The 23143-nt window shown below is 69.4% G+C and carries 21 protein-coding genes; 13 read left to right on the top strand and 8 right to left on the bottom strand.

The genetic code is table 11. The annotated features are described in order from the left end of the window. Positions 1-116 precede the first annotated feature (116 nt). The 6 genes from OG936_RS14530 to OG936_RS14505 all read left to right on the top strand — a co-directional run bounded on the left by OG936_RS14530 (position 117) and on the right by OG936_RS14505 (position 8329). A complete protein-coding gene (locus OG936_RS14530) occupies positions 117-1025 on the top strand; it encodes a TIGR03619 family F420-dependent LLM class oxidoreductase (protein ID WP_406500447.1) in 909 nt (302 codons plus the stop codon). A 10-nt stretch (positions 1026-1035) separates the two neighbouring features. Beyond that, entirely contained in the window at positions 1036-1833 is a 798-nt protein-coding gene (locus tag OG936_RS14525; protein WP_406495095.1) for an SDR family NAD(P)-dependent oxidoreductase, read from the top strand. Positions 1834-1974: 141 nt separating this feature from the next. Further along, complete coding sequence (locus tag OG936_RS14520; protein WP_406495094.1) at positions 1975-3096, top strand: LLM class flavin-dependent oxidoreductase; 1122 nt, start codon at positions 1975-1977, stop codon at positions 3094-3096. A 211-nt stretch (positions 3097-3307) separates the two neighbouring features. Further along, positions 3308-5047 carry an amidohydrolase family protein gene (locus OG936_RS14515; RefSeq protein ID WP_406495093.1) on the top strand — a complete coding sequence of 580 codons (1740 nt, stop codon included), beginning with the start codon at positions 3308-3310 and terminating at the stop codon, positions 5045-5047. Beyond that, complete coding sequence (locus OG936_RS14510; protein WP_406495092.1) at positions 5044-6504, top strand: aldehyde dehydrogenase family protein; 1461 nt, start codon at positions 5044-5046, stop codon at positions 6502-6504. Before OG936_RS14515 ends, OG936_RS14510 begins: the two co-directional genes overlap by 4 nt. A gap of 259 nt (positions 6505-6763) precedes the next feature. Next, positions 6764-8329, top strand: a complete 1566-nt coding sequence (locus OG936_RS14505; protein ID WP_406495091.1) for an APC family permease — start codon at positions 6764-6766, stop codon at positions 8327-8329. Between the two features lie 291 nt (positions 8330-8620). Here OG936_RS14505 and OG936_RS14500 read toward each other — a convergent pair whose 3' ends face one another. From OG936_RS14500 to OG936_RS14490, 3 genes are all read right to left on the bottom strand, one after another. Beyond that, a complete protein-coding gene (locus tag OG936_RS14500) occupies positions 8621-9307 on the bottom strand; it encodes an endonuclease (protein ID WP_406495090.1) in 687 nt (228 codons plus the stop codon). Next, positions 9304-9948 (bottom strand): DNA polymerase ligase N-terminal domain-containing protein, encoded by a 645-nt coding sequence (locus OG936_RS14495; protein WP_406495089.1) that lies wholly within the window; start codon positions 9946-9948, stop codon positions 9304-9306. Before OG936_RS14495 ends, OG936_RS14500 begins: the two co-directional genes overlap by 4 nt. A gap of 218 nt (positions 9949-10166) precedes the next feature. Beyond that, a complete protein-coding gene (locus tag OG936_RS14490) occupies positions 10167-10790 on the bottom strand; it encodes a hypothetical protein (RefSeq protein ID WP_406495088.1) in 624 nt (207 codons plus the stop codon). 203 nt (positions 10791-10993) lie between these two features. On the opposite strand from OG936_RS14490, the gene OG936_RS14485 reads away from it, so the two are divergent. The 3 genes from OG936_RS14485 to OG936_RS14475 all read left to right on the top strand — a co-directional run bounded on the left by OG936_RS14485 (position 10994) and on the right by OG936_RS14475 (position 17064). Beyond that, positions 10994-11839: an LLM class F420-dependent oxidoreductase gene (locus OG936_RS14485; RefSeq protein ID WP_406495086.1), complete on the top strand. Its 846-nt coding sequence runs from the start codon at positions 10994-10996 to the stop codon at positions 11837-11839. A gap of 91 nt (positions 11840-11930) precedes the next feature. After that, positions 11931-13415 carry a peptidoglycan D,D-transpeptidase FtsI family protein gene (locus tag OG936_RS14480; RefSeq protein ID WP_406495084.1) on the top strand — a complete coding sequence of 495 codons (1485 nt, stop codon included), beginning with the start codon at positions 11931-11933 and terminating at the stop codon, positions 13413-13415. Positions 13416-13563: 148 nt separating this feature from the next. Next, positions 13564-17064, top strand: a complete 3501-nt coding sequence (locus tag OG936_RS14475; protein ID WP_406495083.1) for a hypothetical protein — start codon at positions 13564-13566, stop codon at positions 17062-17064. 80 nt (positions 17065-17144) lie between these two features. Here the strand turns inward: OG936_RS14475 and OG936_RS14470 are convergent, their stop codons facing one another. The 4 genes from OG936_RS14470 to OG936_RS14455 all read right to left on the bottom strand — a co-directional run bounded on the left by OG936_RS14470 (position 17145) and on the right by OG936_RS14455 (position 20537). Continuing rightward, on the bottom strand, positions 17145-17795 hold the full coding sequence (locus OG936_RS14470; protein WP_266746828.1) for an HAD family phosphatase: 651 nt from the start codon (positions 17793-17795) through the stop codon (positions 17145-17147). A gap of 266 nt (positions 17796-18061) precedes the next feature. After that, on the bottom strand, positions 18062-19243 hold the full coding sequence (locus tag OG936_RS14465) for a hypothetical protein (protein WP_406495081.1): 1182 nt from the start codon (positions 19241-19243) through the stop codon (positions 18062-18064). A 185-nt stretch (positions 19244-19428) separates the two neighbouring features. Further along, a complete protein-coding gene (locus OG936_RS14460; protein WP_406495080.1) occupies positions 19429-19674 on the bottom strand; it encodes a DUF397 domain-containing protein in 246 nt (81 codons plus the stop codon). Beyond that, positions 19671-20537 (bottom strand): Scr1 family TA system antitoxin-like transcriptional regulator, encoded by an 867-nt coding sequence (locus tag OG936_RS14455; protein WP_406495078.1) that lies wholly within the window; start codon positions 20535-20537, stop codon positions 19671-19673. Before OG936_RS14455 ends, OG936_RS14460 begins: the two co-directional genes overlap by 4 nt. 134 nt (positions 20538-20671) lie before the next feature. Between OG936_RS14455 and OG936_RS14450 the strand changes: the two genes are divergently transcribed. Further along, complete coding sequence (locus OG936_RS14450) at positions 20672-21091, top strand: ATP-binding protein (RefSeq protein ID WP_406495077.1); 420 nt, start codon at positions 20672-20674, stop codon at positions 21089-21091. 81 nt (positions 21092-21172) lie between these two features. Continuing rightward, positions 21173-21556 carry a hypothetical protein gene (locus tag OG936_RS14445; protein WP_406495075.1) on the top strand — a complete coding sequence of 128 codons (384 nt, stop codon included), beginning with the start codon at positions 21173-21175 and terminating at the stop codon, positions 21554-21556. A gap of 116 nt (positions 21557-21672) precedes the next feature. Here the strand turns inward: OG936_RS14445 and OG936_RS14440 are convergent, their stop codons facing one another. After that, positions 21673-22134, bottom strand: a complete 462-nt coding sequence (locus OG936_RS14440; RefSeq protein WP_406500781.1) for a hypothetical protein — start codon at positions 22132-22134, stop codon at positions 21673-21675. On the opposite strand from OG936_RS14440, the gene OG936_RS14435 reads away from it, so the two are divergent. Both OG936_RS14435 and OG936_RS14430 read left to right on the top strand, forming a co-directional pair. Further along, a complete protein-coding gene (locus OG936_RS14435; protein WP_406500446.1) occupies positions 22024-22668 on the top strand; it encodes a transposase in 645 nt (214 codons plus the stop codon). The genes OG936_RS14440 and OG936_RS14435 overlap by 111 nt on opposite strands. A gap of 34 nt (positions 22669-22702) precedes the next feature. Continuing rightward, positions 22703-23026 carry a DUF6479 family protein gene (locus OG936_RS14430; RefSeq protein ID WP_406495073.1) on the top strand — a complete coding sequence of 108 codons (324 nt, stop codon included), beginning with the start codon at positions 22703-22705 and terminating at the stop codon, positions 23024-23026. Positions 23027-23143: the final 117 nt, after the last annotated feature.

The raw sequence follows: 23143 nt of genomic DNA, 5'->3' as shown, positions 1-23143 counted from the left end.
GATGCGACGTCAGGTACGACGATGGCCCCCGCGCCGTCAAGTGACGATGCGTCAGATTCAAGCGGGGAGGAGGCCGTTCGGTGCCGATACCGCTCACCGGGCCGCTGCCGTACGGGATGCAGCTCCCGGTCCAGTCGCAGAGCACCATCTATGCCGAGGGGTGGGAGGCCGCGGCCACCCCCGCCGATCTCGCCGAGATCGCCCGCACCGCGGACCGTACCGGCTTCGCCTACCTGGCGAGCTGTGACCACGTCGCGATCCCGCGGAGGCTCGCCGGGGTCATGGGTACCGTCTGGTACGACCCGGTCGCCACTCTCTCCTTTCTTGCCGGGATCACCGAGCGGGTCCTGCTGATGAGCCATGTCGCCGTCGTCGGCCTGCGGCACCCGCTGGCCACCGCCAAGCAGTACGCCACCCTCGACCACCTCTGCGGCGGCCGGCTGATCCTCGGTGTCGGGGCCGGGCACGTACCGGAGGAGTTCCAGGCGCTCGGGGCGGACTTCGACGGGCGGGGCGGGGTCCTCGACGAGACCATCGACGCGCTGAAGGCCGCGCTGGGTCCCGAGGAGTACCCCGAGTTCGTGGGGGAACGGTACTCCTTCGCCGGTCTCGGGCAGCTGCCGCGGCCGGCCCAGGAGCGGGTGCCTCTCTGGGTGGGCGGCTCCTCGCCCGCCGCCGTGCGCCGGGCCGCGGTGCGGGGCGACGGCTGGCTGCCGCAGGGGGATCCGCGGGAGAAGCTGCCCGCGCAGATCGCCCGGCTCAAGGAGTTGCGCGAGGCGGCCGGGATCGAGGATCCGATCGTCATCGGCGCGATCACCGAGCCGCTGTACGTCGGTGAGCCGGAGTGGTCCGTGGGGCGGCGCACCCTCGCCGGAAAGCCGGAGGTGCTCGCCGAGTCGCTGCGCGCGTACGGGGCCATGGGCGTTCACCAGATCCAGGTGCGGTTCCGCAGCCGGAGCCGTAGCGAACTGACCGACCAGATGACGGCGTTCGCCGCCGAGGTCGCACCCCATCTCGACAGGTAGGAGTCAGGTCATGGGCAAGCTGGACGGGCGCACCGTGCTGATCAGCGGGGCGGCGCGCGGGCAGGGCGAGCAGGAGGCGCGGCTCTTCGTGGCGGAGGGCGCGCGGGTGGTGATCGCCGATGTGCTCGACGAGCAGGGCGAGGCGCTGGCCAAGGAGTTGAGGGAGGAGCTGGGGCGGGACGTCGCCCGGTTCGTCCATCTGGATGTGAGCCGGGAGGAGGACTGGCAGGCCGCCGTCGCCGCGGCGAAGGGCGCCTACGGGGGGATCGACGGGCTGGTCAACAACGCGGGGATCCTGCGGTTCAACGAGCTGGTGGCGACGCCACTGGAGGAGTTCCAGCAGGTGGTGCAGGTCAATCAGGTGGGCGCGTTCCTCGGGATCAAGAACGTCGCGCCCGAGATCGAGGCCGCGGGCGGCGGGACCATCGTCAACACGGCCTCGTACACGGGGCTCACGGGCATGGCGTTCGTGGGCGCGTACGCCGCCACCAAGCACGCGGTGCTCGGGCTGACGAAAGTGGCGGCGGTGGAGCTGGCGGCAAAGAGGATACGGGTCAACGCGCTGTGCCCCGGTGCCGTGGACACCGCGATGACCAACCCGGCGGCGCTGGACCCGACCGCGGACCCGGAGGAGTCCAGGGAGGCGGTGGCCGAGCTGTACCGGAAGCTCGTACCGCTGGGGCGGATCGGGCGGCCGGAGGAGGTGGCGGCGCTGGCGCTCTTCCTGACCTCGGACGACTCCTCGTACATCACCGGGCAGCCGTTCGTCATCGACGGGGGCTGGCTGGCGGGCGTCAGCCTGTTCTGAGCGGCCGCCTCCGGCCGCTCCGGGGGGACCCCTCCAGCAGACCTGACGGTGCGTCAGGTATTGACGGGTGCGGGTGCCGGTGGAACAGTCTGCATCACGAACTGACGATACGTCAGAAACGATTGAGGACGGTGAACCCCCTTGGAATTCGGGCTCTTTGTACAGGGGTACGTGCCCGCCGCGCGGGCCAGGACCGACCCCGGGGCTGAGCACAAGGCGCTGATCGAGGAGACCGAGTACGTCATCCAGGCGGACAAGTCCGGCTTCAAGTACGCCTGGGCCTCCGAGCATCACTTCCTGGAGGAGTACTCGCATCTCTCGGCCAACGATGTGTACCTGGGCTATCTCGCGCACGCCACCGACCGCATCCACCTCGGATCCGGGATCTTCAACCCGCTCGCCCCTGTCAACCACCCGGTGAAGGTGGCCGAGAAGGTCGCCATGCTCGACCACCTCTCCGAGGGCCGCTTCGAATTCGGCTCCGGGCGCGGGGCCGGCAGCCACGAGATCCTGGGCTTCATGCCGGGCATCACCGACATGAACCACACCAAGGAACTCTGGGAAGAGACCATCGCCGAGTTCCCCAAGATGTGGCTCCAGGACGAGTACGTCGGCTTCCAGGGCAAGCACTGGTCGCTGCCGCCGCGCAAGATTCTGCCCAAGCCGTACGGGAAGTCGCACCCGGCGATGTGGTACGCGGCAGGGTCGCCGTCCTCGTACGCGATGGCGGGGAAGAAGGGGCTCGGCGTGCTGGGCTTCAGCGTGCAGAAGGTCTCCGACATGGAGTGGGTCGTCGAGTCCTACAAGACGGCGGTCAAGGACGCCGAACCCGTCGGGGACTTCGTCAACGACAACGTCATGGTCACGTCCACGGCCATCTGCGCCGAGACGCACGCGAAGGCCGTCGAGATCGCGGTGGGCGGCGGGCTGAACTACCTGCAGTCGCTGCTGTTCCGCTACCACGACACGTTCCCCCGGCCCGAGGGCGTACCGGAGTGGCCCGAGCTGCTGCCGGAGTACTCCGAGGAGATCATCGAGCTCCTGATCGCGGAGGAGCTGATGATCTGCGGCGATCCTGACGAGGTGCTGCGGCAGTGCAAGCGGTGGGAGCAGGCGGGGGCGGATCAGCTGAGCTTCGGGCTGCCGGTGGGGATGAGCCGTGAGGACACGCTGAACTCGATCAGGCTGATCGGGGAGCACGTGATTCCGGAGATCGATACGGATCCGGTGCATCGGACCTCGCGGTTCCGCGGCGCGGCGTAGGGGGGTTTCGGGGGCAGCGCCCCCTACCCCCGCTCCTCAATCGCCGGAGGGGCTTGATTTTGCCCGGTCGGGCTTGGTCTTCAGTTTCGCCGGAGGGGCTTGACTCCCCCGACCAGCGGCGTCTTCCCGGACCGCCGCTCCGTGGGGCCGGGGTGCGCGGTGCGGCCGCGCGCGCCCCGGCCCCCCACACACCACAGAAGGGAACCCCGTCATGCTCGACCACCTCATCCGCGGAGCGACCGTCGTGGACGGCACCGGCGGACCCTCGTACCCCGCCGACATCGGCCTGCGCGACGGGCGCATCGCCGTCATCGCCGAACCGGGCACGCTCGCCGAGGAGGCCGTCACCACCGAGGACGCCACCGGACTCGTCCTCGCCCCCGGTTTCGTCGACCCGCACACCCACTACGACGCCCAGCTCTTCTGGGACCCGTACGCCACCCCGTCCATGAACCACGGCGTCACCACCGTCGCCGGGGGCAACTGCGGATTCACCCTCGCCCCGCTCCATCCCGAACGCCCCGAGGACGCCGACTACACCCGCCGCATGATGGCGCGGGTCGAGGGCATGGCCCTCAAGGCCCTGGAGGAGGGCGTCGACTGGACGTGGTCCAGCTTCCGCGAATACCTCGACGCCCTCGAAGGGCGGATCGCCGTCAACGCCGGGTTCATGGTCGGCCACTGCGCCCTGCGCCGGCACGTCATGGGCGCCGACGCGATCGGCGGACAGCCCACACCCGGGCAGCTGGCCGCCATGCTGGCGCTCTTCCACGACGCCATGGACGCCGGGGCCTGGGGCCTTTCCACCACCCAGTCCGCCACCCACTCCGACGGGGACGGACAACCCGTCGCCTCCCGGCACGCGCTGCCCGAGGAGCTCCTCGCCCTCTCCCGTGCCGTCGGCGAACACGAGGGAACGCAGCTCGAAGCGATTGTCGCGGGCTGCCTCGACCAGTTCTCCGACGAGGAGATCGACCTCCTCGTCGACATGACCGCCATCGCCGGACGCCCGCTGAACTGGAACGTCCTCACCATCGACGCCGCCGTCCCCGAACGCGTACCCCGCCAGCTCGTCCCCAGCGAACGCGCCCGGCGGGCCGGTGGCCGGATCGTCGCCCTCACCATGCCGATCCTCACCCCCATGAACATGTCGCTCGGCACCTTCTGCGCCCTCAACCTCATCCCCGGCTGGGGCGACATCCTCGCCCTCCCCGTCCCCGAACGCATCGAGCGGCTCCGCGACGCCGCCACCCGCACCGAGATGCTGCGCCGCGCCGACAGCAAGGAGGCCGGCGTCTTCCGCCGGCTCGCCGACTTCGGCCGGTACGTCATCGGGGACACGTACAGCGCGGCCAACGAGGGACTGAGCGGACGCGTCGTCCGCGACATCGCCGCCGAACGCGGCCGGGACCCCTTCCACTGCCTCGTCGAGATCTGCGCCGCCGACGACCTGCGTACGGTGCTGTGGCCCATGCCCACCGACAACGACCCCGACTCCTGGGAGCTGCGCCGGCAGACCTGGGAACACGAGGACGTCATGCTCGGCGGCTCCGACGCGGGCGCGCACCTGGACCGGATGTGCGGGGCCCCGTACACCACCCGCTTCCTCGGCGACTGCCTGCGCCGACGCAAGCTCCTCCCTCTCGAACAGGCCGTCAAGATGCTCACCGACGACCCCGCCCGCCTCTTCGGGCTTCGAGGCCGCGGCAGGATCGGGGAGGGCTTCCACGCCGACCTCGTCCTCTTCGACCCCGAACGCATCGACGCCGGGCCCGCCACCCTCGTACACGATCTGCCCGGCGACAGCCCCCGTCTCGACGCCAAGGCCATCGGCATCGTGTCGGTCCGCGTCAACGGCGTGGAGACCCTGCGCGACGACAAGGTGACCGGCGCGGTCCCCGGTACGGTGCTCCGCTCGGGCCGCGACACCCGGACGGTGAGCACACTGTGAACACACCCCAGCGCCTCTTCATCGGCGGCGAGTGGACCGAACCGGACCACGGCCACTACGAGGTGATCAACCCGGCGACGGAGGACACCGTCGGCCTCGCCCCCGAGGCGAGCCGCGCGCAGGTCTACGCGGCGGCAGCCGCGGCCCGCGAGGCGTTCGCCACATGGTCCCGCACCCGCCCCGAGGAGCGGGCCGCGATCCTCGACCGGGCAGCCGACCTGATGCAGCGCGACCTGACCGGCAACGCCGCGCTCGCCCAGGCGGAGAGCGGCGCCACCACGGCAACGGCCAGGGGCATGCAGGTCGCCGTCGGCGCCTCCCGCTTCCGCCGGTACGCCAAGGGCGCCCTGGAGCCGGTCGAGGAAGCCGTCGCACCGCAGATCAACGAGGCCGGCCCGATGGGCCGGGCCGGAATCTTCGGGGCGCTGGCCGTACGCCAGCCGGTCGGCGTCGTCACCTGCATCACCTCGTACAACAACCCGTGGGCCAACCCGGCCGGCAAGATCGCCCCCGCACTCGCCATGGGCAACACGGTCGTCGTGAAACCCGCACCGCAGGACCCGCTCTCCGTCTACCGGATGGCCGAGGCGCTCGAAGCGGCCGGTGTCCCGGCGGGCGTCGTCAACGTCGTCACCGGGTCGGGCCCGGACGCGGGGGAGGCGGCCGTCGACTCACCGGACGTCGACATGGTCAGCTTCACCGGCTCCACCGCCGTCGGGCAGCGCATCGCCGAGGTGTGCGGGCGCTCCATGAAGCGGCAGCTGATGGAACTGGGCGGGAAGGGCGCCGCCGTCGTCCTGGACGACGCGGACCTCGACTCCGCGGCGGCGGGCATCGGCACCACGTTCTCCTTCTACAGCGGACAGATCTGTACGGCCCCGACCCGCGTCCTCGTCCAACGCGCGGCCCACGACGCCCTGATCGAACGGCTCGCCGCGTACGCGGGCCATCTGACGGTGGGCGATCCGACGGTCAGGGGAACGGTCGTCGGGCCGGTCATCTCCGCCGCCCACCGCGACCGCGTCGAGTCGTACATCGAGCTGGGGCGGAAGGAGGGGGCCAGGATCGTCACGGGCGGCGAACGCCCGGCCGGACCCGACCGGGGCTTCTACGTCGCGCCGACCCTCCTCGCCGACTGCACCAACGACATGCGCGTCGTCCGCGAGGAGATCTTCGGCCCGGTCGTCGTGGTCGTCCCCTTCGACGACGAGGAGGAGGGCATCGCACTCGCCAACGACAGCGACTACGGACTGATCGACTACGTCTGGTCGTCGGACGTGGCACGCGCCTTCCGGGTGGCCCGGCGGCTGCGCGCCGGCGGGGTCGGCGTGAACACCATCGGGCGGAACATGGAGGCCCCGTTCGGTGGGTTCAAGAAGAGCGGTGTCGGGCGCGACGTCGGCTCGTACGCCCTGCACGCGTACAGCGAACTCCAGGCGATCGTCTGGCCGGGCTGAACCGGTGAGCGGTGTACACGCCTGTGTGGGTGTCCGCTGAGCGAACATCCACGGGAAAATTTTGAATCCCCACAAAACGGACAGTGCTGCGATTCCCGTACGGTGCCGTGATCGGTTATCGACCTATCATTAGTAGGCACCGGTCGCTGATTGCCTTCAATTACATCCAACTTGGACGCCAAGACGCCTGAAATTCAAGGTCGAGGGGGTGGAGTCTCAGCCTCCGGATGTGGATATCGCAGCGCTTAATGTCCTTTTCATGACACAGCTGGACGCTCGGCCGCAGGCCGGAGAGGCGGGACGGGGCGACGCCCCGGCAGACGGCGGAGTGCGCGGCAAGGGCCTCGGCGGGAACTCCGTCGGCCTGATGGGCAGCGCCGTCATCGGCATCTCCACCGTCGCCCCCGTCTACTGCCTCACCTCCACCCTCGGTTCCACGGCGGGAGAGGTCGGCGTGCAGATGCCCGCCGTCTTCCTGGCCGGCTTCCTGCCGATGCTGCTCGTCGCCTTCGCGTACCGCGAACTCAACAAGGCCATGCCGGACTGCGGCACCTCCTTCACCTGGACGGTGAAGGCCTTCGGCCCGCGTGTCGGGTGGATGTGCGGCTGGGGCCTGGTCATCGCGACGATCATCGTGCTGTCGAACCTGGCGGGCGTCGCCACCTCGTACTTCTGGCTCCTCGCGGGCGAGATCACGGGCAGCGGTTCGATCGCCGCTCTGGACGACAGCAAGCCTGTCCACATCCTCACCTGTCTGATCCTGATCGCGGTCGCCACGGCGATCAGCTACCGGGGCATGACGGCCACCAAGGGGATCCAGTACGCCCTGGTGGGCCTTCAACTCGTCGTCCTCGCGCTGTTCGTGGCGATGGCCCTGCAGAAGGCGAACAGTGGGGAGTTCACCTCGTCGCTGCACTTTTCCTGGTCCTGGCTGAACCCGTTCGCGGTGCAGTCGTTCGCGACGTTCACGGCGGGCCTCTCGCTGTCGATCTTCATGTTCTGGGGCTGGGACACCTGTCTGACCGCCAACGAGGAGACCATCGGCAGCGAGAAGACCCCCGGGCGCGCCGCTCTCATCGCGATGGTCGTGCTCGTCGGCTCCTACCTGGCGACCGGTGTCGCCGCCCAGATGGCGGTCGGCTCCGGCAGCTCCGGTCTCGGCCTCGCCAACCCGGACACCTCCGACAACGTCTTCGCCGCACTCGCCGGCCCGGTCATGGGCCCCGGCCTCGGCGTCCTGCTCTTCATCGCCGTGCTCGCCTCCGCCGCCGCCAGCCTGCAGACCACCTTCATCCCGGTGGCCCGCACGGTCCTCGCGATGTCCACGTACGAGGCCCTGCCCGCCTCGTACGCCCGCGTCCACCCGCGGTTCCGTACCCCGGGGAAGGCCACGGTCACGGCGGGCGTGGCGACCGGTGTCTTCTACACGGTCATGACCCTGGTCAGCGAACACGTCCTGGTCGACACGATCTACGCGCTCGGCCTCATGATCTGCTTCTACTACGCGCTGACGGCCTTCGCCTGCGCCTGGTACTTCCGCGCCGACCTGACGCGCTCCGTCCGCGACCTGGTCTTCAAGGGCCTCTTCCCGGTCGTCGGCGGCATCCTGCTCACCGCGGTCTTCGGCAAGACCCTCTACGACATGTGGAACCCCGCGTACGGCTCCGGTTCGTCGGTCTTCGGGGTCGGCTCGGTGTTCGTGATCGGTGTCGGTCTGCTGCTGCTCGGCCTGGTGCTGATGGTCGTGATGCAGCGCAGGAGCCCTTCGTTCTTCCGCGGTGAAGTGCTGACGAAGGAGACTCCGGCGCTGGTCGTCGAGGACTGAGGGCCGGATCGCCTCAGTGACCGTGCCCGCCCCGGTGCGGCCCGGTTCCCGCGGGCGCCGCGGACGCCCGCCGCGAGGGCGTGCAGGCGGCGGACCGGGTCGAGGCCGGGGGTGGTGGGCCACTGGGGGGGGCGGGGGAACAGTCATGACGTCCATGCCTTCCGGAAGGAGTCCCGGGCCCGGTGCAGCCGTGACTTGACGATGCCCACCCGCATGCCGAGGAGTGCGGCGGCGCAGTCCCGGGGCAGGGCCCCCGCCGGGCGGCAGGGTGTCCCCGGGGCCGCTCAGGCCTCACGCGTGCGCTGCGACATCGTCCACGACGTGCTTGTCCAGAGCGGCACGCACCAGGGCCGCCGCGAGCACGGCGGGCCCGCGGTCGTCGGCCTGCCCGGCTCGCTCGCCCTGCTCGGCTTGGTCGACCTGTTCCGCCAGCCGTACGAGATTCGCCGGCGAAGCGGGCAGCCCCAGTTTCTCGGCCCCTTGGAGCGCCTTCCCGTCCAGGAACGGTGCCGCCTCCGGCCACACGGCCTGCACCTCGCGGACGAAGATGTCCGCACCGGCCGGGCCCATGCCCGGGGTCCTGCGCAGCCCGGACCGCAGGATGTCCAGGTCGCCGTCGGCTTCCTTGCGCAGCCGCCGCAGATCGCCCCCGTACTCGACGAGCAGCAGCTCCGCCCCGTCACCGAGCTGGGTGGCGGTCCGTTCGTCGTAGCGCCGGTAGCCGCCCTCGCCCAGGGCGTCGACACGCTCCTGCCAGGTCGCTCCGATCATCCTGTCCGGGGACCGCAGGCCGTGGGCGAAGAGCGCACGGGCCGCCGCCACCGCCACGGACGCCCGGATGCGGGCACTCAACAGATCGCTGAGGACGAGGAGTTGGTACAGGGGCTGCGGTGTGTTCCGCAGCCTGATGCCGGCCTCGGCTGCATAGGTGGTGCCGTAGCGGTCGAGGAGCACCTCCACGGTTCTGCGCGCGGTCACGGGGCCCCGCCCCCTTCCTCGGCGGCGACCTGCTGCAGCGTGCGCCCCGTGCGGGCGGACCGTGCCCGGTACGGGTCGGGCGTGTCCGGCCCGTCATGGGTGGCCTGGCCGTCCTTCGCCTTGATCAGCAGCCACACCTCCTCGCCCGGGGCGTCGTTCCCGCTGCCGCCCTTGAAGCGGGTGAGGGCGAACTCGCCGTGCAGCTTGGTCCCGTCGAGCCAGAAGGTGGCGTGCCCGTCCTCCAGGGACTGCTCGAACGGCACCGGCGCGCCCCAGCGGTCGTGGCTGAGCGGCCGGTAGGTGCCCTGGTCCCAGACGATCACCGTGCCGCCGCCGTACTCGCCCTTCGCGATCACTCCCTCGAAGGTGCGGTATTCCAGCGGGTGGTCCTCCGTGGGGACGGCCAGCCGCCTCTCGCGCGGGTTCTCGGACGGGCCGCGCGGCACCGCCCAGGACTTCAGCACGCCGCCGACCTCCAGCCGGAAGTCGAAGTGCATGCGCCGTGCCTGGTGGATCTGGACGACGAAACAGGGCGCCGGATCAGTTCGCCCGCCGTCTCCGCGCGGCTCCGCGGTCGCGTCGAAGTGCCGTTTGCCGCGGTAGTCCCGGAGCCGGTCGCCGCTTTTGCCGGTCACGTTCATCGGGATACCTCCTCCGACAGCCCGCCCAGTGCCCCCTTTCCCCCTTCCACTGTGACGCTCCCGGGCGTGACGTGCACAGGGACGCCGGCACCGGCGCGGACGGCAAGTATCTCGACATCAAGCCTCTTGACATGGAGCCTGTCGGTGAGGTCGATCCGTCCGGTCCGCCTGATTCGGGCGCCCAGTCTGCGGGCCGCCGGCGCAGCGCCGCGTCGTGGTCAGTAGAACCGCGGTCCGGCGTCGGTGACTCTTGCCGCCTCGACCAGGCCGGGCTTGCCCTTGTCCACGGTCTGGCAGCTGTACTCGGTCTTCGCGTTCAGCGGCACCAGCACGGCCTTGGGAATGTTGTTGCAGCGCACAAGCTCGGGGTTGTAGTTGCCGTAGAGCAGGCGGGCGGCGCCGTCTCGGGTGAGGACGCCCTTGCGCGGAACCGCTTGGTACTGCACCACGTTGTCCGACCAGCCGGACTTGTCACCGATGGTCACATCCCACACCACTTCGAGGCCCTCGTAGGTGATCGTGCAGGTCACCCGCGTACCGGCCTTCGACGCCACGTCATCCGGGCACTCGCCGACGGTCTTCCCCTCGGCCTTGGCCATGTCGAGCGTCTTGCGGCGCAGTTCGTACGCCAAATTCTTGCTGAACGGGGCGTCGGCGTCCGGCGACGGTTGCAGCTCTCCCTCCGGCAGCGCCGGCGGCTTGGGCACTTTCTGCGGAAGCACGGGAAGGGCCGCCGCCGACTTGCTACCGGCGTCGTCCGAGCCGGAATCTCCGCCCCCGCACCCCGTGACCAACAGGCCCACCGCACCGACCATGACGGCTGTAACGATCTTTATCCGCATGGCCGTCACTCTACCGAGGGCGCAACCGGCGCCGGGCGGGGACGAGCGTCGACGTACCCGACCCTGGCCGCGCACCGTGAACTCCGGGGAAATGGCAAGAGGAATGACCGGGGCCCGAACTCCCGGACTCCCGGACGCTCGGCTTCGCGCACCGCACGGCATACGTTGGGGCCGTCACCGGACCACGACGGAGGAGCCCTCGTATGCGGATCGCCACCACGATCTTCCTCACCGATGAGACGATCACGCCGCTGCGGCTCGCTCGCGAGCTCGAACAGCGCGGGTTCGCCGGGCTCTACCTGCCCGAGCACACCCACATCCCCGTCAGCAGGGAAACCCCCTACCCGGCGGGCGGCGAACTCCCGCCGGAATACGGCCGCACCCTCGACCCCTTCGTCGCGCTCGCCCAGGCCGCCGCGGTCACCGAGCGCCTCGCCCTCGGCACCGGCATCACCCTCGTCGCCCAGCACGACCCGATCGACCTGGCGAAGCAGATCGCCACCCTCGACCACCTCTCCGGCGGCCGGTTCACGCTCGGGCTCGGCTTCGGCTGGAACGTCGAGGAAGCCGCGGACCACGGGGTGAACTGGTCGACGCGCCGCGAACTCGTCCGCGACCGCATGGCCCTGATGCGAGCCCTGTGGTCGGACGAACCGACCGCGTACGACGGCGAGTTCGGCTCAGTCCGCGCCGGCTACGCGTATCCGAAACCGGTCCAGGAGCCGCGCGGCCCGGTGAACGGTCCCCGCACCCTGATCGGTGGGGCGGCGGGCCCGAAGCTGTTCACGCACATCGCGCAGTACGCGGACGGCTGGCTCCCGATCGGCGGCCGGGGCCTGACGGAGTCCGTACCGAAGCTCCGCGAGGTCTGGGAATCGGCCGGCCGCGACCCGAAGCACCTCCACGTGGTCCCCTACGCGGTACTCCCGAGCCCGGGGAAGCTGGCGCACTACGCGGACCTGGGCATCGAGGAGGTCGTCCTCCAGCTGCCCCCGGCCGGAGAGGCGGAGGTACTGCGGGCGCTGGACGCGTATGCGGAGTACCTGTAACCGCTCGGCGCAACCAATTCACCATCTTTTCGCATCTTCATCGGTTGGAGATCGAAGGGGTCTGCCGAGCAGACCCGGGGTGAGGAGAGCGATGAACAGGCCGCTGCGGCACATAGCCATATTTTGCGGGCTGCTGGTGATGGCTCTGCTGCTGCGGGCGAACTGGCTCGGGTACGTCCAGAGCGAGTCGCTGGCCACCCACGAACGCAACCAACGGGTGAAGATCGCCCAGTTCGCCATCCCGCGCGGCGACATCGTCGTGGGCGGCCGGGCGATCACCGGCTCCAAAGCGGTCGAAGGCACGGACTACAGGTACCAGCGGACCTTCAAGAACGGCCCCATGTACGCCCCCGTCACCGGCTACGCCTCCCAGGCGCAAGGCATGTCGCTCCTGGAGAAGACGTACGACAGCATCCTCAGCGGCCAGGACGACCGGTTCGCGTTCAGGCATGCCAAGGACATCCTCACCGGCGAGGAACGGCGCGGCGGTGCGGTGGTCACCACGATCGACGCGAAGGCACAGGCGGCCGGGTACAAGGGACTTACCGACCTCGGCGCACGCGGCGCGGTCGTCGCTCTCGACCCGCGTACGGGAAAGGTCCTGGCCCTGGTCTCCACACCCTCGTACGATCCGTCGGTCTTCGCCGGGAACTCGTTCAAGGAGGGCGACCGCTTTCAGGCACTCATCAAGGACAAGAGCAAGCCGCTGGCCAACCGTCCGCTGCGCGAGACGTACCCGCCCGGCTCCACGTTCAAGATCCTGACGGCGGCGGCGGCCCTGGAGAACGGAGTGGTGACCGACGTCGACGAGGCGTCCGACGCCGTCTCCCCGTATCCCTTGCCGCTTTCCACGAACAAGATCGGCAGCGAGGCGGGTGACGCGGTGTGCAGCAAGGCGTCCATGAAGACCGCCATGCAGCACTCCTGCAACAACGTCTTCCTCGACGCGGCGTCCAAGGTCGGCGCCGACAAGATGCGTGAGACCGCGGAGAAGTTCGGCTTCAACTCCGATGTCTACTCCGATGAGTTCGGCGACATGCTCGCCACCAGGAGCCTCTACCCGAAGGAACTGGACAAGCCCGGAACCGCACTCACGGGCATGGGCCAGGGCAGCCTCACCAGCACGCCGATGCAGATGGCCATGGTGACCGCCGCGCTCGCCAACGACGGCAAGCTGATGCAGCCGTACATCGTCGAAGAGCTGCGCGGCCCGGACCTGTCGACCCTGGAGAAGCACGAACCGAAGCTCAAGAGCCAGGCCGTGTCCGAGGCGACGGCGAAGAAGGTCCAGGAAATGATGGAGTTCACCGCGAAGGAGGGCAGCGCACAGCGGGCCCTGATCGACGGCGTCACGGTCGGCGGCAAGACCGGCACGGCGCAGCGCGGTGTGAACGTGAAGGACGAGGTGCCGTACGGCTGGTTCGTCTCGTACGGGAAGAAGGCCGACGGGCGGTCGGTGGCGGTCGCGGTGTTCATCGACCCGACGGACATGGATATCTCCCGATCGGACATCTCCGGTGGCCGGCTGGGTGCGCCGATCGCGAAGAGCGTGATGAAGGCGGTACTGGGCAAGTAGCTTCCTGGGACATGTGTGCGATCATCGTGTGCACTCTTCTTTACGAGTCACACACATGTTGCGCGCGTTCCGGGCCGTACCGGCTTTCGCTCGTCGTTCGCGAAGTCCCGGCGGAACGTGCTCACTTCACCGGTCCGGGGGGAACGGAATGCCCAACCGCCCAGGTAAGGCCGCGAGATTCGCGGCACACACCACTCTGCTGCTCACCTTGTCCGTCCTGCTCTCCCTGCTGATCCCCGCGGGTGCCGGCCGGGCGTACGCCGCCGAGGCGGCCCCCGCACCCGCGGCTGCCGCCCCGGCCGACGAGAACTGTGCCGCGCTGCCTCTCTCCGCCTTCGGCGAAGACGTCCCGGCGGAAGGCGCCGTGACCGTTCCCGCGGACGGAACGGCCTGCCTCACCATCACGGCCGAGGCGCCCGGCCTGCACAAGGTCGTGCTCATCGGTGGCAACGCCGGGAACGCGTACGCCCATGTCTTCGACGGCGAGACGGAGATCGACTGCTACGACCCCGAATGGGGCGCCGGCTGGTGCGAGTTGCCCCGTGCGGGCGCCTTCACGCTCCAGCTGGTGAACAACTGGGCCGAGCCGAGCAGGCCCACCGTCGCCGTCGTTCCCCTCGGCACCACCAAGGGCTGCGCGGCGGAGATCAGCACCGCGTGGGACACCGCGCCCGTCGTCGGCTCGGCGACCGGGGCGAACGCGATCCAGTGCCAGCCGTTCACGGGCAGGCCCGGTGAGCGGATCACCAATAAGATCACGACGACCGTGTACGGCCAGAGCCTGTCCTGGATCACCGACGAGACCGGTGCCCGGATCTGCCCCCCCTTCAACGAGGACGACAGCGAGGGCTGCGTACTGCCCGGCGACGGCCCGTACCGGGTCCTCTCCCAGGTCAGCTACGCGGAGCGAGGCTTCCCGGCCGAGTACACCCTCACCGTCCGCCGCATCTCCGACCCGGCCGGCTGCACCCACGTCCCCCTGAGCGCGTACAACTCCGCACCCACGACCGCGGACCCGGCCAGCGGCTGCAAGACGTTCACCGCCCCGGCCGCCGGACGCTACAACGTGTACTCCGTCCACGACGGCGCCCGTTCGGTGCTCGCCGTGTACGACGGGGACGGCAAGACCGTCTGCACCACCTGGAACGGCTGCAGCCTTCCCGCCGCCGGTGACTACACCGTCTTCACCGACGACCCGACCCTCATCTTCGACGGCTCCGCCACCACCGGCTGCGAGCCCGTCGAACTCGGTCTGTACCGCTCCACGTTCGCCTCGGCCGGTGAGATCGACTGTCTGGCCCTGCCGCTGCCCGCGGACGCCCGACTGGCCGTACTGAAGTCCCTCAACGGGACCGGGCCGAGCCCCGAAGTGATCGTCGTCGACGCCGACGGCCTCCAGCCCTGCGACAGGAGCGACCTCTCGGCAGGTACGTGCGCGCTCACCGGCAAGGCCCCGTTCCGTGCCCTGGTCTCCACCGACGACTCGTCGGAGCCGACCGGCTCGTACGCCCTCGCCCTGCACCGCACCGACGCGGTGAGCAACTGTCCCGCCATTCCGGCGGGGGACTTCACCACGACGAGTCCGACGGCCCGGCTCTCCACCGGTGACGGTGTCTTCTCGCACTGCCTGAGCATTCCGGCCGACGACCACAGCGCCCAGGAGAACCTCCAGCTCCAGGCGGCCCCGGATACCACGGCCACCGCCACCTTCACCGTCCTGGACCCCCACGGCAAGCGGGTCTGCTCGATCTACTCGTCCCTCTCCACCTGGACGACCTGCGAACTGGCGCCCGGCGTAGCCCACACCGTGCTCGTCACCGGCCGTGACACCGCCGCCGACTACACCCTGACCCGCCGCGACGTCACCGCGACCGCGAAGGGCTGTACCCCGAACCCGGCGACGAAGGTCGGCGGTCCGTCCACCGGCGGTGCGATGGGCGCCCCCGGCGAGCTGCGCTGCCGCCAGGTGACCACCGCCGACGCCAAGGACAGCCTGCACATCGATGTCCGTGATGCGCTCGGCACCGCGAACGTGGTGGTGTACGACGCCGACGGCACCGCCCTGTGCAACAAGAACCAGGCGTGTGCCGTCACCGGCTCCACCCACTACCAGGTCCTGGTCACCGTCCGGTCGGGGCTGAAGGCCGCCGACTCCTACCGCTTCGACGCCCTGCGCATCGCCGGCGCGCAGGGACCGGCCGCCGAGTGCGAGAAGGTCCCCAGCGTCGCCTACGGATACGGACCGGTCACCGGCACCCTCGACGAGCAGCACACCGCGGTCTGCGCCGCGCTGCCCACCGCGTACCGCGACCGCTTCGACATGAAGATCAGCGACACGACGGGCGCCACCGAGACGGCGGTACCCGCGCTGTACGACTTGAGCCTCGACAACGGCTGCAGACACTTCATCCCCACCGGCTACGAATGCGGCGTGAGCGAGCCGTACACCAAGGAGACCACCCCGAGCATCCTCGTCCTCTCGCTGCCGGAGACGGCATCCAGGACCTCGTACAAGGCCGAGGCGGTCTGCACGTCCATCCTCTGCGGTACCGAGCAGATGACCATCGGACAGATCACCCCGACCACCGGGATCACCGGCACCAAGGTGACGATTCAGCTGACCGGCACGTCCCTGCACAAGGACGACAAGGTCGTGCTGTCGCTCGACGGCAAGCAGATCACTTCGACCACCACCGCGGTGTCGGCGGACCGGCGGACCCTGACAGCCGTCCTCGACCTGACCGGGGCCGCCGTCGGCATCTGGAACGTCGGCGTCAGCACCCACAACGGGTGGGGGTACCAGCGCGGCAGTTTCGACGTCACCGTGGCCCCGCTCAAGAACAGCACACCCCCGGCGATCACCGGCACCGCCAAGGTCGGTGAACGGCTCACCGCGACCACCGGCACCTGGACGCCCGCCCCGGCCTCGTACGCGTACCAGTGGAACGCCGACGGCAAGCCGGTGAGTGGCGCGACCGCGTCCACGTACACCGTCCCGGCGGCACTGCTCGGCAAGAAGATCACCGTCACCGTCACGGCCCGCCGCACCGGCACCCCGGACGTCCGGGCCACCTCGACGGCGGTCACGGCCGCCCAGGGCGCGGCGCCCAGGGCGACGACCGCCCCGAAGATCACCGGCACCGCGAAGGTGGGCGCCAAGCTGACGGCCGCGTCCGGCAGTTGGACTCCGTCCGCCACCTCGTATGCCTACCAGTGGAAGGCCGACGGCAAGGCGATCAAGGGCGCGACCGCGTCCACGTACACCGTCCCCGCGGCACTGCTCGGCAAGAAGGTCACGGTCACCGTCACGGCCCGCCGCACCGGCCACGCCAACGGCGCTGCGACGACCGCCTCGGTCAAGATCGCCACGGGCAGCGCGCCCAAGGCCACCAAGCAGCCCACGATCTCCGGCACGGCGAAGGTGGGTCGCACGCTCAAGGCCGCCCACGGCACCTGGACGCCCGCCCCGACCTCGTACGCCTACCAGTGGTACGAGAACGGCAAGGTGATCAAGGGTGCGACCAAGTCGTCGCTGACGCTCAAGTCCGCGCAGCGCGGCAAGAAGATCACCGTGAAAGTGACCGCCCGCCGCACCGGCCACGCCAGCGGTTCCGCCACCAGCAAGGCGACGAAGGCGGTCGCCCGCTGACATCGGCAGTGTGATCAAAAAGGCCGGGCCCCTCACTGGGAGTGAGGGGCCCGGCCAACAGCGTGGAGCTCGCCCAGCAGTCAGATCTCCGTCAGGAGTGTCGGCAGTTTGCGCATGTCGTCGAAGACCACGGTGTCCGGACCTTCCAGCCAGTGTGCCGGGGTCAGCCCGCCCGCGTAGCCGAGCGCTCGCATACCGGCCGAACGTGCCGCCTGGACACCGTACTTGCTGTCCTCGACGACGACGCAAGCCGCGGGATCCACCCCCATCTGCCGGGCCGCGTGGAGGAAGAGGTCGGGGGCGGGCTTGCCGTGTGCGACCTCGGTCGCGCTGAAGATCCGGCCCTCGAAGTGTGCGCGGAGACCCGTGTGGCCGAGGGTGTGGCGCATCTTCTCGTGGCTGCCGCTCGACGCCACGCAGGTGGGCAGCGTGAGGGCGGCCAGCGCCTCGTGGATGCCGTCGACCGCGACGAGTTCGGTGTCCACGGCGTCGCGGTTGAGGTCCTCGAAGCGTTGCTGCCAGGCGGCGGCCGGGCCCGCCCCCAGACGGGCGGCGATCAGCTCGCCGACGGACGCGGCCGACCGGCCCACGAACTTCTCGATCACCTCGTCCGCCGTCAGCGGCCACCCCAGCTCGGCACCCACTTCGACCTGGATGCGCACGGCGATTCGTTCACTGTCGACGAGTACGCCGTCGCAGTCGAATATGACGAGTTCTGGGAAAGTGGTCATTCGGACAGGATAGGGACACCGCCGACCCCGATGTTCAGCACGTACTCGGATGGCACCGGATGTCGGTGTGGCGTCCACGGGCACGCGGGACGGGGCGCGTGAGGGCGCGCCACCCTGCTGGATATCCATCGGGAAGCTGTTCGCTTCCTCGCTGGTCAGGCCCTCGATCAGGATTGCCGTCCGGGCCGGGGGCCGACGCATGCCTGGTTGTGGGGGGCGAGCATATGCCGGCCAACCGGTAACAAATTCAGTTCAGTTGGAGAACCTCACTCGTGCAGGTCCGGCATTGCGGCAGGCGGGGCGGGGGCCGTGGCGTCGGTGGATTCCGTGCGGCCTGCGGTCAGCCGCAGTGTCACGACAGCCGCGACGCCCGCCACCAGACCGCAGGTCAGGGCGGCCGGGACGCCGCCACCGATGCCGGCTGACAGGTATACGAGCCCCCAGCGCATGCCCGAGTCCGACGCGGTCGTCACGATCTGCAGCAACTGGCTCGCCAGCAGCCCGATAACGGTCGCACAGACCGTGCCAACCGCCATCGCCGGAACAGTGGCCCGGGTCAGCAGTGCGGGCAGCCACCGCAGCGACCACCACACCACGGCGAGCAGCAGTACATCGGGGACGCGGTACAGGAGCCAGTGACCGACCGGCGCACCCGCCGGGCCCGCCCAGGCCCCGAGCAGTAGCCACTGGCGCAGGAGATCGCCCGGTTCGGAGAGCAGTCGGCCGGACACGGGGACGCTCTGGAGAGTCGCGGCGACCGGCTGGTACGAGAGGACCACCAAGGACAGCGCGACGACGAAGGTCCCGGAAGTGGCGGCCAGGCGGGCGGCGCGTGCCGGAACGTTCTGCCGTGGCAGCACACCGGCACCCTTGGCGGTGACCCACGCCGCGAGCACGGTGGCCGCCGCCGCGACGAGCGCGATCAACGTCAGGATCTGCCGCCCGGAGGAGATCACCCCCGCCAACTGGGGCAGGAAGCGGTAACTGCCGCGCCCCCGCGCGGCGATCAGCCACGGCGCGGAGACGGTCACCGCCAGGGTCCCGGCCACCAGGCCCCAGGCCCACACCGCGAGCAGTGCGGCCACGATCCGGCCGCGTACCGGCGGCAGCCTGCGTACCAGGAGCAGCGCCCCGGGTATGAAGAAGGCGAAGACCGCGACGAACCTGATCTGCATCCCGGTCGCGTACAGCGAGAGGTAGCGGCTGCCGTCGGTCACGGCCGTGTCCCCGATCCCGCCGGACACCTCGGCGCCGAGCCGGAGCGAGGCCGGGGGATCGTACGACCAGGGGCTGAGCCAGTATTCGAGATCGGCGGCCGCCCGGCCGCCGATCACGTCGGCGGTGCCCGACAGGTGCAGCGCGTTCACGCTCGCCCCCGCCCACCACAGAAGCGCCGTGAGCAGCAGTCCTCCGGCCAGTGCCGGTATCGCTGCGCGCCGGTATGTCATGTCCTGCCCCCGCCTTGATTGCGTACCCCGCACATCCCCTGGCCGGTGGGAGGTTACGGGGTGGTGATCACGCGGGGATCACGATCGTGCATGGGCTTGCGCCGTCGGGGGAATTGGGCCGCCGGGATCGCCGGTTCGTTCGGCTTCGGCGGCCGCAATGTCCCCTTGGCCTTCCCCGGGACGGACTACCCCAGCTGCGCGTACGCGACGAACGCCGACCAGGTGGCCGGGGCAACGTCGAGGTGGGGGCCCTGGGTGACCTTGGAGTCGCGGATGTGGATGGTGGTGGGGCAGGTCGCGACCTCGACGCAGGCGCCACCCTCTCCGCAGCTGTGACTGGACTTGCGCCAGTCGTAGGCGACCTCGATGCAGTTGCCGCCTTCGCCGTCGCTGTGGCTGCTCTTGAACCAGTGCAGTTGCTCGGTGTTCATAGCTCTCCCAGCATCTTCTCGATCAGCGTCAGGGACTCCCTCGGGGTGAGAGCCTGCGCTCGGATGATCCCATAGCGCTCACTGAAGACCCGGACCTCCTCGGAGTCTGTGATCAGCCGTGGATGTCCGTAGAGCTCTGTGTAAACCGCCTGCTGCCGGCCTTTGGGGGTGATCAGGGTGAACGTGCCGCCAATCGCAGGGTGTTCCTCGCGATACGTCGGCATGACCTGGATCTCCACCGTCCGCAGCCTTCCGATGTGCAAGAGCCGTTGCAGCTGCTCTGTGTGGACGGCTCTGCCTCCGATTGGTCGCCGCAACGGGGTTTCTTCCAGTACGTAGCTGAAGGTCGGCGCAGGCCAGCGCTCGAAGATCTGTTGCCGATCCAACCGGTCTGCGACACGCTTCTCGATGGTTGCCTCGTCCAGCAATGGGCGGCGCTGTGTGAAGACGGCCCGTGCGTATGCCTCCGTTTGAAGCAGGCCGGGCACGACCTGGGCGCTGTACTCGTGCAACGCAAGCGCATCCGCCTCCACCCGCGCATAGCTGCGGAACCAGTCCGGGTGCCGCGTCCGTGACCGCGACAACGCCTCCCGCACCTCATCGACCGCCGCCGCCAGCACGCCTCCCGCGTTCAGCAACGTGTCGGCACGCCCCAGGAAGTCCGGCTGCGGCGTCCGCACGCCCCGCTCCATCGCGGAGATCAGGTCCTCCCCGCAATGCGCAGCGAGCCCCAGATCCCTCTGGCTCAGGCCCGCGCGTTCGCGCAGCACCTTGATCTGTTTGCCCAGCGCCCTGAACAGGTGCGCCGTGCCGTCCGACTCGGCCGGTCGCTCCGGTCGTTCCTCGCGTTCCGCGTTCGCCATCTGCCCCGCACCGCTCTCTGTCCGCCCGGTCACGGCCGACGCCCCGTACAGCCGACCGGGCGTGCCCGTACAGCTCCTCGGAGTCGTGGTGTCACTCCTGGTCAGCGTACGAGCAACCGGAAACGCTGAGTCACATGAACGCCGAAATCACCCTTGCGGGCGCCGAGTTCGTCCAGCGGTTCAGCGCCACCCGCCGAGGCGCGCGGCTCGCCCGTCGGCTCGCTGTGCATCAACTCGACGAGTGGGGTGTGCCGTACGGGAGCGAGCTCTCCGACGATGCCGCCGTGATCGTGTCCGAGCTGGCGGCCAACGCGGTGCTGCACGGGCTTGTAGCGGGGCGGGACTTCGAACTGAGGCTCGTTGCCCTCGCGGGCACGCTCCGGATCGAGGTGTCGGACGCGCGGGGAGAACGGGGGCCGGAGCCGCAACCGCCCCGGCCCGGTGCGGAATCGGGGTACGGCCTGTATCTGGTCGGGGTACTGGCGACTTCGTGGGGGGTGAAGGACCGGGTAGTGGGCAAAACCGTGTGGGCCGACTTGGCCACGGCTCCGTGAGACCCGGAGGAGTCTCTAGTGCCGCATCAGGCAACGTTCGCCTCGGTCTCGCCGGTGGGACGGGGCACGTAGTCTCGCGGGATGCACTCTCATCTGCGCTTTGAGAACCCTTCCGCGCTGCCTCATGAGGTGGCGGCCGAGGCGTTTGAACGAGCTCTGCACGACCGCTCGCACGAGGGCGAGGCGGCGAGCGTTCTGGTCGGGAGTGCGCTGAACGACGACGATCGGGAGTTCGTTGAGCACTGGTGTGTGCAGGTCGGGACGCGGGCTGTGCCGGGCAGCCCTCTGCTCGGTCTGGCCGGCCTGTGCCTGGGGCATACCGCCCGACGCTTCGGACAACTCAGCGATGAGGCCCTTGCGCTGGCGAAGTCGCTGGCGGTGCGGGCAGAGGCGGATCCGTCGGATGTGGACGGTCGGGCTCTCGACGGCTTTGAAGACATCCGGAGCTTCCTGCACCTGTGGTAAGGCTGGTTGCTGCGGCGCGGGGCAGGCAGCGCTCGCCAGCCTCGTCGGGTAGGACCGCTGCATTGCTGCAGCGGTCCCCCTCAGAACCGGCCGTGCCCGATTTCCGGGCAACCGGCTCAAGCAAGCTCTATGGCTCGCGAGTTGGTCAGAAGTGCTGGCGTCTTGCCGGTGTCGGTGGTCAGCCGACGGTGGCAGTGGGTGTGGATCAGGCGTGGGGCGGCGGGTTTGTCGGGCTTGCCGTTGCCCGCATCAGCGGTGATCGCGTGTTTGCGGATCGCGGTGCGGGTGACCTTGCTTCGAGCGGAAAGGGCGGTTGGGCCAGTTGCATTTCCCCCTTTTTCCTCGCTCCACCGGCACGCCGCCGGGGCACGGGAAAGGGGGACCTGCAGGTCGAACCGCCCGGCGGCGTCGACACCGAGCCGGAGGACCACGGGCTCGGGCGCTCGCGCGGCGGCCTGACCACCAAGCTGCACCTGGCGGTCGAGCAGGGTCAGAAACCCATGTCGATCGTGATTACGGCAGGGCAGCGAGGGGACTCCCCGCAGTTCGAGTCCGTGCTGAAGAAGATCCGAGTGCACCGGCTGGGGTCCGGCAGACCGCGTACCCGACCCGACCGGGTGCGGGCCGACAAGGCGTATGCCTCCCGCAGGAACCGCACTTACCTGCGGCGTCGCGGGATCCGCTGCACGATTCCGGACAAGGCCGACCACGTCCGCAACCGCAAGAAGCTCGGCACTCGCGGTGGTCGGCCTCCGAAGTTCGACAAGATCGACTACCGGGAGCGGCACGCGGTGGAGTGCGGCATCAATCGCCTCAAAAGCCATAGAGTGGTGGCCGTCCGTTACGAGAAGCTCGCCGTCCGCTACGAAGCAACCGTCCTTGTCGCGGCCATCAACGAGTGGCTGCGACCAGCACATTCGATACACGCCCTAGCGGTCCCCCGTACGCTCCCCGCCGTAGACTTATCAGGGAGCTTGAGCCTTGCCAGACGTCCAGTTCAGGCGGGCCCCGCGAGATTGATCCCGCCAGGGCGGCGGGATTGGAGTTTCCCACGGCTCCGGCCATCGCGGGCTCTCTCTCCAATGAGCGGAAGCCTCTGCCTCGCTTTGTGAGCGGTGAAATCCCCTCAGGAAGGACGTGGGCCAGATGAGCCACCTTGTGAGCCAGGTGCCCATCAGTGACATCACACTGGCCGCTTCGGCTGTGCGCTGGATTTTCCCCCTCGGTATAGCAGTGGTCGTAGTCGCTGTTCTGCTTGGCCTCGTCTGGTGGGACGCGCGCCGCCGGTCTCGGGCACGACAGCAGGGACCACGGCCCGAACGTTCCTCCCGAAGCAGCGAAAACTTGAGGGCTGCAGATGATTTCGGGGAAGGTCTCAGCCCATATGAGATCAACCGGCCCTCTTCGCCAAAGGACGTACCCAAGGATGACAACGGTGGGGCTTTTGGCAGTGGAGGACCCGGCGGCTGACGGGTCGGCGACATCGGCGGCACTTGCCGAGATCACCGCGCGGTCGAGATCTACTTTCGATACACGCCCTAGCTTGATCTTTAACCTCGGGTGTCGGCGTACTGGTCGGCGTGTCCA

This window comes from Streptomyces sp. NBC_00846 (assembly GCF_045207325.1).
GTDB lineage: Bacteria > Actinomycetota > Actinomycetes > Streptomycetales > Streptomycetaceae > Streptomyces.
Note: the sequence above shows the minus strand (reverse complement) of the source record. Positions and strands in the feature narration are given on the sequence as shown.

Bases quoted from the DNA above. Each gene is read 5' to 3' on its own strand.
- OG936_RS14465 (WP_406495081.1), bottom strand. From the start codon at position 19,243: ATGACATACCGGCGCGCAGCGATACCGGCACTGGCCGGAGGACTGCTG.
- OG936_RS14470 (WP_266746828.1), bottom strand. From the start codon at position 17,795: ATGACCACTTTCCCAGAACTCGTCATATTCGACTGCGACGGCGTACTC.
- OG936_RS14490 (WP_406495088.1), bottom strand. From the start codon at position 10,790: ATGCGGATAAAGATCGTTACAGCCGTCATGGTCGGTGCGGTGGGCCTG.
- OG936_RS14485 (WP_406495086.1), top strand. From the start codon at position 10,994: ATGCGGATCGCCACCACGATCTTCCTCACCGATGAGACGATCACGCCG.
- OG936_RS14525 (WP_406495095.1), top strand. From the start codon at position 1,036: ATGGGCAAGCTGGACGGGCGCACCGTGCTGATCAGCGGGGCGGCGCGC.
- OG936_RS14430 (WP_406495073.1), top strand. From the start codon at position 22,703: ATGAGCCACCTTGTGAGCCAGGTGCCCATCAGTGACATCACACTGGCC.
- OG936_RS14530 (WP_406500447.1), top strand. From the start codon at position 117: ATGCAGCTCCCGGTCCAGTCGCAGAGCACCATCTATGCCGAGGGGTGG.
- OG936_RS14480 (WP_406495084.1), top strand. From the start codon at position 11,931: ATGAACAGGCCGCTGCGGCACATAGCCATATTTTGCGGGCTGCTGGTG.
- OG936_RS14475 (WP_406495083.1), top strand. From the start codon at position 13,564: ATGCCCAACCGCCCAGGTAAGGCCGCGAGATTCGCGGCACACACCACT.
- OG936_RS14495 (WP_406495089.1), bottom strand. From the start codon at position 9,948: ATGAACGTGACCGGCAAAAGCGGCGACCGGCTCCGGGACTACCGCGGC.
- OG936_RS14455 (WP_406495078.1), bottom strand. From the start codon at position 20,537: ATGGCGAACGCGGAACGCGAGGAACGACCGGAGCGACCGGCCGAGTCG.
- OG936_RS14515 (WP_406495093.1), top strand. From the start codon at position 3,308: ATGCTCGACCACCTCATCCGCGGAGCGACCGTCGTGGACGGCACCGGC.
- OG936_RS14460 (WP_406495080.1), bottom strand. From the start codon at position 19,674: ATGAACACCGAGCAACTGCACTGGTTCAAGAGCAGCCACAGCGACGGC.
- OG936_RS14505 (WP_406495091.1), top strand. From the start codon at position 6,764: ATGACACAGCTGGACGCTCGGCCGCAGGCCGGAGAGGCGGGACGGGGC.
- OG936_RS14445 (WP_406495075.1), top strand. From the start codon at position 21,173: ATGCACTCTCATCTGCGCTTTGAGAACCCTTCCGCGCTGCCTCATGAG.
- OG936_RS14450 (WP_406495077.1), top strand. From the start codon at position 20,672: ATGAACGCCGAAATCACCCTTGCGGGCGCCGAGTTCGTCCAGCGGTTC.